Genomic DNA, 13,155 nt, shown 5'->3' on the forward strand with positions numbered 1-13,155 from the left:
ATGAGGACGATTCGAGGGTCGCGACGTGCCGTCGCGGTCGTGGCGGGCGCGGCAGGGGTCGCCCTGACGCTCGCCGCCTGCAGCGGCGGCGACGGCGAGGAGAGCTCTGACACCGCTGACGGCGACGGCGCGGCCGCGGAGTCGCTGGTGGTCGGCACCACGGACAAGATCACCACGATCGACCCGGCCGGCTCCTACGACAACGGCTCCTTCGCGGTGATGAACCAGGTCTACCCGTTCCTGATGAACACCCCCTACGGCAGCCCCGACGTCGAGCCGGACATCGCGGAGTCCGCCGAGTTCACCTCGCCCACCGAGTACACGGTCACCCTCAAGCCGGGTCTGACCTGGGCCAACGGCAACGAGCTCACCGCCTCCGACGTGAAGTTCAGCTTCGACCGTCAGCTCGCGATCGCCGACCAGAACGGCCCGTCGTCGCTGCTGTACAACCTGGACTCCACCGAGGCCGTCGACGACACCACCGTCGTCTTCCACCTCAAGGAGCCGAACGACCAGGTCTTCCCGCAGATCCTCTCCTCGCCCGCGGGCCCGATCGTCGACGAGGACGTCTTCGCCGCCGACGCGCTGACACCCGACCAGGAGATCGTCGACGGCAACGCGTTCGCCGGCCAGTACGCGATCACCAGCTACACCCTCAACGAGCTCGTCACCTACGAGGCGTTCGACGGCTACCAGGGCCTGCTCGGCCCCGCGAAGACGCCGGAGATCAACGTCAGCTACTTCGCCGACGCCTCCAACCTCAAGCTCGAGGTGCAGCAGGGCTCGGTGGACGTCGCCTTCCGCTCGCTGTCCTCCACCGACGTCGAGGACCTGCAGGGCGACGACAACGTCAAGGTCGTCGAGGGCCCCGGCGGCGAGATCCGCTACGTCGTCTTCAACTTCGACACCCAGCCCTACGGTGCGGCGCAGGACGACGCCGACGAGGACAAGGCGCTCGCGGTCCGGCAGGCCGTGGCCCACCTCATCGACCGGCAGGCCATCTCGGACCAGGTCTACAAGGGCACCTACACCCCGCTGTACTCCTACGTGCCCGCGGGCCTGACGGGCGCCACGGAGTCGCTGAAGGAGATGTACGGCGACGGCGACGGCGGCCCGGACACGGCCGCCGCGGAGCAGGTGCTCGCGGACGCGGGCGTCGAGACGCCCGTGGCCCTGAGCCTGCAGTACTCCAACGACCACTACGGGCCGTCGTCGGGCGACGAGTACGCGCTGATCAAGGACCAGCTCGAGGCCTCGGGCCTGTTCAGCGTGGACCTGCAGACCACGGAGTGGGTGCAGTACTCCAAGGACCGCACGGCCGACGTGTACCCCTCGTACCAGCTCGGCTGGTTCCCGGACTACTCGGACGCGGACAACTACCTCACGCCGTTCTTCCTGGACGGAGGGTTCCTCGGCAACCACTACTCCAACCCGACGGTCGACGACCTCATCGTCGAGCAGGGTGTCACCGAGGACCCGGACGAGCGCACGGGCGTCATCGAGGAGATCCAGGACACCGTGGCGCAGGACCTGTCCACGGTGCCCTACCTCCAGGGCGCGCAGGTCGCCGTCGTCGGCGCCGACGTCGAGGGGGCCGAGGACACGCTCGACGCCTCGTTCAAGTTCCGCTACGCGGCGCTGACCAAGGGCTGACGGGCCGGTACATCGCCCGTGGCTGCCTCACCGACGGCAGGAAGCGCACTGGGACGCTACGTCCTGGTGCGCTTCCTGCTGATCATCCCGACCGTCTTCATCCTGGTCACCACCGTGTTCGTGCTCATGCGCGCCACCGGTGACCCGATCACGGCCGCCCTCGGCGGCCGTCTCACGCCCGACCAGCTCGCCGAGCGCATCCACGCCGCCGGGTACGACCGTCCGGTGCTCACGCAGTACTGGGAGTACCTCACGGGGATCTTCACCGGCGACTTCGGCACGACGATCAGCGACAACCGCCCTGTCACCGAGGTGCTGACCACCTACGGCGCGGCCACGCTCGAGCTCAGCGCGTACGCCGTCCTGGTCGCGCTGGTGCTCGGCGTGCCGTTCGGCATGGTGGCCGCCTACCGCCGGGACCTGCTGCCCGACGCCGTGCTGCGCGTGCTGGCGATCCTCGCCTACGCGACGCCGGTGTTCTTCGCCGGCCTGCTCCTCAAGCTCGTGTTCTCCGTCTGGCTGGGCTGGTTCCCCGTCGCGGGTCGGGTCTCCACCTCCGGCGAGATCGCGATGCGCCAGGCGGACGCCGACTCCGGGTTCATGCTGGTCGACGCGTTCGCCACCGGGGACCCCGCCGTCGTGGTGGACGTCCTGTCCCACGCCGTGCTGCCGGCCCTCGCGCTCGGCCTGCTCACCGCGGGCGTGTTCCTGCGCCTGGTGCGCACCAACATGATCGGCACGCTCGGCACCGAGTTCGTCGACGCCGCCCGCTCCCGCGGGGTGCGCGAGCGCCGGCTGGTCACCGCCCACGCCTGGCGCCCCGCGCTGATCCCGATCATCACCCTGGCGGGCATGCAGATCGCGATGCTGCTCGTCGGCGCCGTGCTCACCGAGACCACGTTCGAGTGGCGGGGGCTCGGCTTCCAGCTCGCCGAGTACCTGCAGGCGCGCGACTTCGTGGCCGTGCAGGGCATCGTCGTCGTCATGGCCGTGGTGGTCGCGGTGACGAACTTCCTGGTCGACGTCATCGCGGCGTTCGTCGACCCGAGAGTGAGGTACTGATGACCGCACCGGAGATCGCCGACGGCCACGCCGCGGCACCGGCCACCCCGGAGCACCTCCGCGGGCGCTGGGCCTGGCTGCGCCGCCTGCCCGTGGTGCACCAGGTGCGCCAGAGCGTCGGGCTGCAGCGCGGCATGCTCGTCACGGGCCTGGTGCTGACGGGTCTGTTCGTGGTGACCGCCGTCTGCTCGCGGTGGCTCGCGCCGTACGGGTGGTCGCAGCTGCGCACCCCCGAGGGCGCCTTCGGGGCCCAGCAGCCGCCGAGCGCCGAGCACTGGTTCGGCACCACCGTGGGCGGGTACGACGTGCTGTCCCGCGTGATCTGGGGTGCGCAGACGGCGTTGTACGTCGTCATCGTCGCCGTCCTGGCCTCGATCGTGGTCGGGGTCCTCCTCGGCCTGGTGTCGGGGTACTTCGGGGGCTGGCTGGACCGGGTGCTCGTGGTCGTGGCCGACGCCGTCTACGCCTTCCCCTCCCTGCTGCTCGCCATCCTGCTGGCCATCGTCATCTCGGGCGGGCAGTCGAGCATGTGGGGCGGCATCCTCGCCGCGGCGCTGTCCATCACCGTGGTGTTCGTGCCGCAGTACTTCCGGGTGGTCCGCTCCGAGGTGGTGCGGGTCAAGGGTGAGGCGTTCGTCGACGCCGCCCGCGTGCTGGGCACGCCGCACCGCCGGATCATGGGCCGCCACGTGCTGCGCAACTCGGTGCGCACGCTGCCGCTCATCGTGACGCTCAACGCCTCCGAGGCGATCCTCACGCTCGCGGGCCTGGGCTTCCTGGGCTTCGGCATCGAGCCGACGGCGGCGGCCGAGTGGGGGTACGACCTGCAGCGCTCCGTGGCCGACGTGACCTCGGGCATCTGGTGGACGGCCCTGTTCCCGGGCCTGGCGATCGTCCTGGCCGCCATGGGCATGACCCTGGTCGGGGAGTCCCTCAACGACCTGGCCGACCCCCGGCTGCGGTCGCGGGCGCGGTCCCGCGCGGTCGCGGGCAGCGTGGCCGCCACCTCGGTGGACGCCGAGACGGCGGCGGACACCTCGACGAAGGAGGACCGATGAGCACCGCTCCGGTGGCCCGGATCGACGACCTGGCGGTCTCGTTCGCGACCGACGCGGGGCCGGTGCGCGCCGTGGACGGCGTGAGCCTCGACGTCGCCCCGGGCGAGGTGCTCGCCATCGTGGGCGAGTCCGGTTCCGGCAAGACGGTCACGGCCAAGACGATCCTCGGCCTGCTGCCCGAGACGGCGACGGCGAGCGGCGCCGTCGTGCTCGCGGGGCGCGACGGCGGCAGCACGGACGTGGCGCACGTCTCGGGCGCCCGCCTGCGGGAGGTCCGTGGGCGGGACGTGGCGATGGTGTTCCAGGAGCCGTCCACCGCTCTCAACCCCGTCTACACGGTGGGGTGGCAGATCACCGAGGGCCTGCGGGCCCACGGCAGGGTCTCCGCGAAGGAGGCCCGGCGCCGCGCGGTCGAGGTGCTCGGCACGGTCGGCATCCCCGACCCGGAGCAGCGGGTGGACCACTACCCGCACCAGTTCTCGGGCGGGCAGAAGCAGCGCATCGTCATCGCGATGGCGCTGGTGCTGGGCCCGGACCTCATCGTGGCGGACGAGCCGACGACGGCGCTCGACGTCACGGTGCAGGCCGAGATCCTGGAGCTCCTGCGCCGCCTGCGGGACGACACGGGCACGGCGATCGTCCTGATCACCCACAACATGGGGGTGGTCGCCGACCTGGCCGACCGCGTCGCCGTGATGTACCAGGGCAAGGTGGTCGAGGAGGCGCCGGTGGCCGACCTGTTCGCCGCACCGCAGGCGGACTACACCCGGGCCCTGCTCGGTGCGGTGCCCCGCCTCGGCGGCGGGACGGCGCGGGCGCAGGAGCGCGCCGCGGCCCGGCCGGAGGGCTGGGCGGCGCAGGAACCGGTGGTGCGCGCCGAGCACCTGACGATCACGTACCCGGGCGGCTTCCGGCGGCCCGGGTTCACCGCGGTGGACGACGTGTCGTTGTCGATCCGCCCGGGCGAGGTCCTGGGCCTGGTGGGGGAGTCCGGGTCGGGCAAGACGACGATCGCGCGGGCCGTGGCCGGGCTGACGCCGGTGACCGGCGGGTCGTTGCGCGTCCTGGGCGTCGAGATGCGGGGTGCCCGGCCGCGGCACCTGGCGGCGTCCCGGCCGCGGCTGGGGTTCGTCTTCCAGGACCCCGCGGCGTCGTTCAACCCGTTGCTGACCATCGCCGAGTGCGTGGCCGAGCCGCTCGTGGTGCACGGACGTGCGCGCCGGCCCGACGACGCCCGCGGGCGGGTCGACGAGCTGCTGGAGGCGGTCCAGCTCCCGCGCTCCTACGGTGACCGCTACCCGCACGAGCTGTCCGGGGGGCAGCGCCAGCGGGCGTCGCTGGCGCGGGCGCTGGCGCTGGAGCCCGAGCTGCTGGTGGCCGACGAACCGACGTCGGCCCTGGACGTCTCGGTGCAGGCGCGCGTGCTGGAGCTGTTCGCCGAGCTGCAGGCCGAGCTCGGCTTCGCCTGCCTGTTCGTCTCCCACGACCTGGCGGTGGTGGACCTGCTCGCGGACCGCATCGCGGTGCTGTACCGGGGTCGGCTCGTCGAGGAGGGCACCGGGGAACAGGTGCTCGGCTCCCCCCGGGAGGACTACACGAAGCGTCTGCTGGCGTCGCTGCCCGTGCCGGACCCGGCCGAGCAGGCGCGGCGGCGCGCGCTGCTCGCGGACGTCGTCAGGTGATCCCGAGGGCTGCGCGCCACTCGGCGGGGATCAGCGCGTACCCGACGAACGCGACGACGTCGAGCACGGTGTGGGCCACCACGAGGGCAGCACCCGGTGCCGCCCCCAGCGGGAGGTGTAGAACCAGGAGAAGACGACGCCCATGACGACGTTGCCGAGGAACGGCCCGATGCCCTGGTACAGGTGGTAGGAGCCCCGCAGCAGGGAGCTGGCGGCGACGAACTTCCACCGGTCCCAGCCGAGGTCCGCGGTGCGTTCGCGCAGGTAGGCCACCGCGACGACCTCCTCGAGCAGCCCGTTCTGCAGGGCGGCGAGGACCAGCACCGGGACGGTCCACCAGGCAGCGTTCAGGGCGCTGGCCTCGACGCTGACGGTGATGCCGAGCGCACGCCCCAGGGCGTAGAAGGCCAGGCCGGGCAGCCCGATCGCGGCGGCCAGCGCGACGCCCCACGCGGCGTCGCGACCGGGCCGGGCGGCGTCGAACCCGATGCGACGCAAGGTCCCGGGGCCGCGGGCGCTGAGGAGGTAGATCGCGAGCGCCACGGGTACCAGGGCGAACGCGATCCCGAGCAGCTGGTAGGTCAGGTCCAGGTAGGGCCGCGGTGAGCGCGAGGCGTTGAGGGTGGCCGACTGGTCGGCCAGCGACGTCTCCGCGGTGAGCCGGGCGACGATGTTGACCAGCGCGTAGACGCCGCTCTGGCCGAGGCTGAGGCCGAGCACGATCCAGATCTCGGCGCCGGTGCGGCGGCGCTGCGCCGGGGTCCGCGCCGGCGCGGCGGGAGCGGGGCCCGTCCAGGTCGCGGGTGCGGGAGGGGCTACGGGTGCGACGTCGTCCACCCGCTCAGCGTAGGCGGGCGGGCGCGCCCGGCGACGGCGACGAGGCCGTCAGCCGTCCCCGGGCAGGCTCGCCGGGACCTGCAGCCTCCAGGTGGCGTGGCGCTCTGCTGGGTCACGTGACCTCGTCCGGTCGCTCGGCCGGGCCCTCGTCCTGACGGGGTCGCGCCGGCCGGCCGGGTCGCCGGGCCGGCCGGGCGTCGCGGGGCAGGCGCCCGGCCTCGGCCAGCGCGCGCCGCAGCACCATGTCGATCTGCGCGTTGACGCTGCGCAGGTCGTCGGCGGCCCAGCGGGCCAGCGCCGCGTGGATCGCCGGGTCGAGGCGCAGCAGCACCTGCTTGCGCACGCTGCGCTGCCGGGACGACGACGGTGCCGCCTCGGGCGTGTCCGGCGGAACGGCGTCGGCCCCGGCGTCGCGCGCGCGAGGAGGGGTCACTGGTAGAGCGACCCCGCGTTGACCACCGGGGTCGCCCGGCTCTCCCCGCACAGCACGACCAGCAGGTTGGAGACCATCGTGGCCCGCCTCTCCTCGTCGAGCGCGACGACGTCGTCGGCCTCGAGCCGTGACAGGGCGCTCTCGACCATGGTCACCGCGCCGTCCACGATGCGCTCGCGGGCGGCGATGATCGCCCCGGCCTGCTGACGCTGCAGCATCGCCTGGGCGATCTCCGGGGCGTAGGCGAGGTGGGAGATGCGTGCCTCGATGACCTCGACGCCGGCGACGGCCACCCGTTCGGCGACCTCGGCCGCGATCTCCTCGGAGACCAGCTCGGTGGCGCCGCGCAGCGACTCGACGCCGTCGCCGCCGTCGTACGGGTGCGACATGGCCACGTGCCGCAGGGCGGACTCGGACTGCACGACGACGAAGTCGTCGTAGTCCTCGACGGCGAACGTGGCCCGGGCGGTGTCGGCGACCTGCCAGACGACGATCGCGGCGATGTTGATCGGGTTGCCGTCGGCGTCGTTCACCTTGAGCTCGCTGGTCTCGAAGTTGCGCACGCGGACCGAGACCTTGGCGCGGGTGGTCAGCGGCACGGTGAGGACGAGACCGGTGCGGCGCGCGGTCCCGAGGTAGCGGCCGAAGAGCTGCACGACGAGCGTCTGGCCGGGGCTGACCACGGAGATGCCGGTGAGGACCAGGACGCCGACGGCGGCGAGCAGGACGCCGGGTACGACGCCGACGGGGCCGGCGGCGGCGATCGTGACGATGCCGAGCACGGTCAGGACGACGGCGAGCAGGATGGCGAGCACCGTGCCGCCGGCGCCGAGCGACCAGGCGTCGCGCTCGCTGACGTCGACGCGGGTGCCGGCGTGGCCGACGGGGCGTCCGGCGGGGGCGCCGCCGACGGAGTCCGGGGAGGCGGTGGGGTCGGACATCGGGGCTGCTCCTGTGGTGGTCGGGCGGGCTCCGGAGGGAGCCGTCAAAGTGATATCACATTAACTGCTCCGCGAGGAGCTCTTGTGCGGGACCCGGACTCGTGGCATCCTCAAAGTAGTTTGCAACGCAAACCTCACGCTCACCGAGGAGACCCGCATGAGCTCCGGACCTGGCACCGGTCCCGACGGACCCGAGCTGGACCCCGCCGCGTCGCTCGACCTCATCGCCGAGTCACGGCGGCGCGCCCACGCGGGCACCGAGCCCGACGGCCGGCTCCTCTGCCTGGCCTGGGGCGTGGCATGGACCGCCGGGTACCTGGTGCTCTGGTCCAGCGCCCGGGAGCTCGACGGGATGCCGAGCGCGCTCGCATTCGTGATCTTCGGCGGACTCCTGGCCGCGGCCGTGGTGCTGACGATCGTGCACAGCGTCCGCCGCGCCGCAGGTGTCCGTGGCCCGAGCCGCCGCACCGGCGCGCTGTGGGGGTCGACCTGGTCGCTCGCCTTCGTCACCTACCCGTTCATCATCAGCGGGCTGGCCCGCGCCGGGGCGTCCGACGACGTGCTCGGCCTGGCCGCCAACGCGCTGGCCTGCGTGATCGTCGGGATCATGTACCTGACCGGCGCCGCCTGCTTCGGCGACACCAGCCTCTCCGTCCTCGGGGCGTGGATCCTGCTCACCGGGGGCGCCGCGACGCTCGCCGGGATGCCGGCGACCTACCTCGTCATGGCGGTCCTGGGTGGCGGGGGCTTCCTCGTCATCACGCTCGCCTGGCAGGCGCTGCTGCTCGCACGACGCCGCCGCGCGGCCCACGCGTCCGCCGCGCGCGACGGGCGCACCGCCGTCGGGCAGGAGCCCGGCGATGACTGAGCTCGACTCCGTCATCCACGCCCCCGCCCGGCTGCGCGTCGTGGCCACGCTGGCCACCCTGCCGGGCGCGGACGAGATCAGCTTCCCCAAGCTGCAGAAGGTGCTCGACATGACCGCGGGCAACCTGTCGACCCACCTGCGTCGGCTCGAGGACGCCGGCTACGTGCAGGTGACCAAGACGCACGCGGGACGCAAGCCCGCCACCTACCTCGCGCTGACCACGGCCGGCCGGCGCGCGTTCGAGGACTACACCGCCACCCTGACCGCACTGCTGAGAGGAACAGGAGCATGACCGTCATCACCGTCGACGGCGTCACGCGCCGCTTCGGCGACGTCGTCGCCCTCGACGACATCACCCTGGACGTGGGACCCGGCGAGCTCGTCGGGCTGCTCGGGCCGAACGGCGCGGGCAAGTCCACCCTGCTGTCCCTGATCAGCGGCCAACGCCGACCCGACACGGGCACGGTCCGGCTGCTCGGCGGCGACCCGCGCGACGCCCGGAGCCGGATCGGGCTCGGCATCACCCCGCAGGAGACCGGCCTGCCGCCCACGCTGCGCGTCGGCGAGGTCGTCGACTTCGTCGGCGGCCACTACCCCGCCTCGCGCCCGACGGCGGAGCTGCTGGAGCAGTTCGGGCTCGCCGAGCTGGCACGCAAGCAGACCGGTGCGCTCTCCGGCGGGCAGAAGCGCCGCCTGGCCGTGGCGCTCTCCCTGGTGGGCCGCCCCCGGGTCGTCCTGCTCGACGAGCCGACCACCGGCCTCGACGTCTCGGCCCGTCAGGCGCTCTGGGACGCCGTCCGGCGGTACCACGCCGAGGGCGGCACGGTGCTGCTGACCAGCCACTACCTCGAGGAGGTGCAGGCACTCGCCGAACGCGTCGTCGTCATCGACCACGGGGTGGTACGGGCCGACGACTCCCTGGACGCGATCCTGGACCAGGTCGGCCTGCGCCGCGTCCTGGTGCGTTCCACGACCGACCTGACGACCTGGCCCGGCGTGGCGCGCGGGGAACGTCACGGCGACGGCACCCAGGAGCTCTACACCGCCGACGCCGACACGCTCGTGCGGGACCTGGTGACCTCGGGCGTCGCGTTCTCGGACCTGCAGATCCGCGGGGCGAGCCTCGAGGAGGCGTTCGCCGAGATGGTCGCCGCCGACGGCGCCCTGGAAGGAGCGAGACGATGACCGCCGCACCCGCAGCATCCCCGCAGGTGGCGCCGTCGGGCACGGTGCACCCGGTGCGCCTGACCTGGCTGCACCTGAAGTTCCAGTTCCTGGAGACCGTGCGCATCCCGATCGCCGTGCTGGGCAACATGCTGTTCCCCTCGCTGGCGATGTTCTTCTTCGTGGTGCCGCAGAGCGCGGTGGCGCAGGACCCGGTGATCTCCACGATGGCGGTCGCGGGCCTGGCGTTCTTCGCCGTGTGCTCCGCGAGCCTGTTCACCTACGGGCTCGGCGTCGCGGAGGACCGTCAGCTGCCGTTCGACCCGTTCGTGCGCTCGCTGCCGGCCGGTCCCGGGCCGCGGATGGCGGCGCGGATCCTCAACGGCGCGATCTTCGCCCTGTTCGGGCTCGTGCCCTTGATCCTCATCGGCTGGCTGTTCACGGCCGCGTCGGTGACGCTGTCGGCCCTGCTCGCCGGGATCGGCACGATCCTGGTGGCGTCGGTGCCGTTCGTGCTTCTCGGCATGGCGGTCGGCTACTCGTTGTCGGCCAAGGCCGCGCTGCCCGTGGTGCAGGTGGTGCTGTTCCCGCTGGCGTTCGCCGGTGGGCTGTTCCTGCCGCCGATGATGTTCCCCTCGTGGCTCGACGCCCTCTCGCAGGCGACGCCGACCCGTGCCGGTCGGGACCTGTTGGTGCAGGCCCTGACGGGTGAGCCGGCGTACACGCTGGCGTGGCCGGTGCTGCTCGGCTGGACGGCGGTCTTCGCGGTCCTGGCCGTGGGGGCCTACCGCCGCGACGAGGGCCGCCGCTTCCGCTGACCCGCCCCCCGTCGCTGTGGGCATGAAATCTACGGTCCTGAACCGGTTCAGGACCGTAGATTTCATGCCCACAACGGCGGTGGCTGCCGTCAGCCGGCGCGGCGCAGCCGCAGCGAGTTCGTCACCACGATCACCGACGACGCCGCCATCGCCGCCCCCGCGATCATCGGGTTGAGCAGCCCAGCGGCCGCCAGCGGGATCGCGGCGACGTTGTAGGCGAACGCCCAGAACAGGTTCTGCTTGATGATCCGCAGGGTGCGGCGGGACAGTCGGACGGCCGTGGCGGCGGCCCGCAGGTCCCCGCGCACCAGGGTGATGTCGCTCGCCTCGATGGCCACGTCGGTGCCGGTGCCCATCGCCAGCCCGAGGTCCGCGGTGGCCAGCGCTGCGGCGTCGTTCACGCCGTCGCCGACCATCGCGACCGTGCGGCCCTCGGCCTGCAGCCCGGCGACGACGGCGGCCTTGTCCGCGGGCAGGACGCGCGCCACGACCTCGTCGATCCCGACCTCCGCGGCGGCCACACGGGCCGCCCCGTCGGAGTCGCCGGTGAGCAGCACGGGCCGCAGCCCGAGCTCGCGCAGCTCGGTCACCGCCGCCACCGACGTCGCCTTGACCGGGTCCCGCAGCACGAGCGCCGCGCGGGCGGTGCCGTCCCACGCGACCACGACGGCGGTGGCCCCGTCGGTCTCGGCCTGCCCGACGGCGTCGCGCACCTCGTCGGGTACCCGCACGCCGGTCCCGTCGAGCCAGCCCAGCCTCCCGACGGTGACCCGCCGGCTGCCGAGCCCGCCGGCCCCGAGGCCCGTGCTCCCGAGCCCGGAGTGCGCGGTGCGCACGACCGCCTCGACGCCGCCGCCCGCCGTCGAGCGGAAGTCGAACACCTGCAGGGCGCCGACCGTGACGCCGTCGGCCCCGGTGTCCGCGGTGCCTTCGCCCGAGGGCGGGGCCGCCGTACCGGCGGTGGCGACCGCCTGCGCGACGGGGTGCTCGCTGCGTGCCTCGACGGCCGCGGCGAACCGCAGCGCCTCGTCGGCGTCCCCGCCGTCGGCGGGCACCACCCGCTCCAGCGCCATCGCGCCCTGGGTGACCGTGCCCGTCTTGTCGAGCACCACCGTGTCGATGCGACGGGTGGACTCCAGCACCTCCGGTCCCTTGATGAGCACGCTGAGCTGGGCGCCGCGTCCGGTGCCCACCAGCAGGGCCGTGGGCGTGGCCAGGCCGAGCGCGCACGGGCAGGCGATGATCAGCACGGCGACGGCCGCGGTGAACGCGAACTGGAGGTCGGCGCCCGCGAGCAGCCATCCGGCCAGCGTCACCACGGCCAGCGCCAGCACGATCGGCACGAACACCGCCGAGATGCGGTCCGCGAGCCGCTGCACCGGCGCCTTGCCGGTCTGTGCCTGCGACACCAGCCGGCCGATCTGCGCCAGCGTCGTCTCCTGTCCGACCCGGGTGGCCCGCACCAGCAGGTGGCCCGAGGTGTTCACGGTGGCGCCGGTGACGGCGTCGCCCGGCCCGACGTCCACGGGAACGGGTTCACCGGTCACGAGCGAGGTGTCCACGGCCGAGGTCCCCTCGACCACCTCGCCGTCGGTCGCGACCGTCGAACCGGGACGGACGGTGAACAGGTCGCCCATGCGCAGCGCGGAGGCGGCCACCCGCTCGGTGACCAGGGCGCCGTCGTCGCGCGTGGTGGGACCGCCGTCCGGGCCGGTCACGACCCGTTCGGCCTCCTTGGCGCCCAGCTCGAGCAGCGAGCGCAGGGCATCGCCCGCACGGCGCTTGGACCGGTGCTCGGCGTACCGGCCGGCGAGCAGGAACGTGGTCACGACGGCGGCGACCTCGAAGTAGAGCTCCGGAGCGCCTCCGTGCTCCCGCGAGGGCAGGAGCGAGACGTCCATCGTCATGCCGATCTCGCCCGCGCCGCCGAGGAGCAGCGCCCACAGCGACCAGAGCGTGGCGGCGACCACACCGATCGAGACGAGGGTGTCCATCGTCGAGGCGCCGTGCCGGGCGGCCCGCGCCGCGGCCGCGTGGAACGGCCACGCGCCCCACGTGACGACGGGCAGCGCCAGCGCGGTGACGACCCACTGCCAGCCGGCGAACTGCCAGGCGGGGATCATCGACAGCAGGACGACGGGGACGGTGAGCACCGCCGCGACGCGCAGCCGACGCAGGAGGTCGGCACCGCGGTACTCCGTGTGCACGTGGCCCGAGGACGCGTGCTCGCCGTGCTCGCCGTGCTCGGACGGGTCGGCCGGTGCGGCACCGTCGTCGGCCGTGCCGTGCGTGGCCGACGCGTCGTGGTCGGGGGCGGCGCCGCGCGAGCCGGTCACGGTGGCGCGGTACCCGGCGGACGCGACGGCCTGCAGCAGGTCGGCGTCGCTGACGGCGTCGGGCCGGCGCACGTGCGCGCTCTCCAGCGGCAGGTTGACGGTCGCCTCGACGCCGGGCAGGCGGGTGAGCTTCTTCTCCACGCGTGCCACGCAGGAGGCGCAGGTCATGCCCTCGATGGCGAGGTCGACCTCGGCGGCGGGTGCGGAGCCGTGGTGGGTGGGGGTGGTCATGGGTGACTCCTGGGGAGGTGCTGTGCGGAGGTCACCGTCGACGGGCCAGGGTGGGGGCCGTCGGGGTCGGGG

11 protein-coding genes and 1 pseudogene are annotated in these 13,155 nt (G+C 73.4%); 8 read left to right on the forward strand and 4 right to left on the reverse strand.

The features are described from left to right. From ACIQLL_RS17200 to ACIQLL_RS17215, 4 genes are read left to right on the forward strand one after another with little or no spacing between them, the layout of a single operon-like run. Positions 1–1,653 (forward strand): ABC transporter substrate-binding protein, encoded by a 1,653-nt coding sequence (locus ACIQLL_RS17200; protein WP_402469836.1) that lies wholly within the window; start codon positions 1–3, stop codon positions 1,651–1,653. An 18-nt stretch (positions 1,654–1,671) separates the two neighbouring features. After that, the gene (locus tag ACIQLL_RS17205; RefSeq protein WP_402469839.1) at positions 1,672–2,715 is read left to right on the forward strand and encodes an ABC transporter permease; all 1,044 of its coding nucleotides are present in this window, start codon (positions 1,672–1,674) and stop codon (positions 2,713–2,715) included. Further along, complete coding sequence (locus tag ACIQLL_RS17210) at positions 2,715–3,773, forward strand: ABC transporter permease (protein WP_402469841.1); 1,059 nt, start codon at positions 2,715–2,717, stop codon at positions 3,771–3,773. Before ACIQLL_RS17205 ends, ACIQLL_RS17210 begins: the two co-directional genes overlap by 1 nt. Further along, a complete protein-coding gene (locus tag ACIQLL_RS17215) occupies positions 3,770–5,455 on the forward strand; it encodes an ABC transporter ATP-binding protein (RefSeq protein ID WP_402469842.1) in 1,686 nt (561 codons plus the stop codon). Before ACIQLL_RS17210 ends, ACIQLL_RS17215 begins: the two co-directional genes overlap by 4 nt. Here ACIQLL_RS17215 and ACIQLL_RS17220 read toward each other — a convergent pair. From ACIQLL_RS17220 to ACIQLL_RS17230, 3 genes and pseudogenes are all read right to left on the reverse strand, one after another. After that, a pseudogene (locus tag ACIQLL_RS17220) lies at positions 5,448–6,292 on the reverse strand (CPBP family intramembrane glutamic endopeptidase). The gene ACIQLL_RS17215 and the pseudogene ACIQLL_RS17220 sit on opposite strands and share 8 nt — an antisense overlap. 112 nt (positions 6,293–6,404) lie before the next feature. After that, a complete protein-coding gene (locus ACIQLL_RS17225; protein WP_402469844.1) occupies positions 6,405–6,725 on the reverse strand; it encodes a hypothetical protein in 321 nt (106 codons plus the stop codon). Further along, positions 6,722–7,666 (reverse strand): SPFH domain-containing protein, encoded by a 945-nt coding sequence (locus tag ACIQLL_RS17230; protein WP_402469847.1) that lies wholly within the window; start codon positions 7,664–7,666, stop codon positions 6,722–6,724. The genes ACIQLL_RS17225 and ACIQLL_RS17230 overlap by 4 nt, the downstream gene beginning before the upstream one ends. 157 nt (positions 7,667–7,823) lie before the next feature. Between ACIQLL_RS17230 and ACIQLL_RS17235 the strand changes: the two genes are divergently transcribed. From ACIQLL_RS17235 to ACIQLL_RS17250, 4 genes are read left to right on the forward strand one after another with little or no spacing between them, the layout of a single operon-like run. Further along, entirely contained in the window at positions 7,824–8,534 is a 711-nt protein-coding gene (locus ACIQLL_RS17235; RefSeq protein ID WP_402469850.1) for a hypothetical protein, read from the forward strand. Continuing rightward, positions 8,527–8,826, forward strand: a complete 300-nt coding sequence (locus ACIQLL_RS17240) for a transcriptional regulator (RefSeq protein WP_402469853.1) — start codon at positions 8,527–8,529, stop codon at positions 8,824–8,826. Before ACIQLL_RS17235 ends, ACIQLL_RS17240 begins: the two co-directional genes overlap by 8 nt. Beyond that, entirely contained in the window at positions 8,823–9,719 is an 897-nt protein-coding gene (locus tag ACIQLL_RS17245; protein ID WP_402469855.1) for an ABC transporter ATP-binding protein, read from the forward strand. Before ACIQLL_RS17240 ends, ACIQLL_RS17245 begins: the two co-directional genes overlap by 4 nt. Then, on the forward strand, positions 9,716–10,516 hold the full coding sequence (locus ACIQLL_RS17250) for an ABC transporter permease (RefSeq protein ID WP_402469858.1): 801 nt from the start codon (positions 9,716–9,718) through the stop codon (positions 10,514–10,516). Before ACIQLL_RS17245 ends, ACIQLL_RS17250 begins: the two co-directional genes overlap by 4 nt. A gap of 89 nt (positions 10,517–10,605) precedes the next feature. Here the strand turns inward: ACIQLL_RS17250 and ACIQLL_RS17255 are convergent, their stop codons facing one another. After that, positions 10,606–13,083: a heavy metal translocating P-type ATPase gene (locus tag ACIQLL_RS17255; RefSeq protein ID WP_402469860.1), complete on the reverse strand. Its 2,478-nt coding sequence runs from the start codon at positions 13,081–13,083 to the stop codon at positions 10,606–10,608. Between the last annotated feature and the right edge of the window lie 72 nt (positions 13,084–13,155).

This window comes from Isoptericola aurantiacus (assembly GCF_044769875.1).
In the GTDB taxonomy this organism is placed as follows: Bacteria; Actinomycetota; Actinomycetes; order Actinomycetales; family Cellulomonadaceae; genus Isoptericola; species Isoptericola aurantiacus.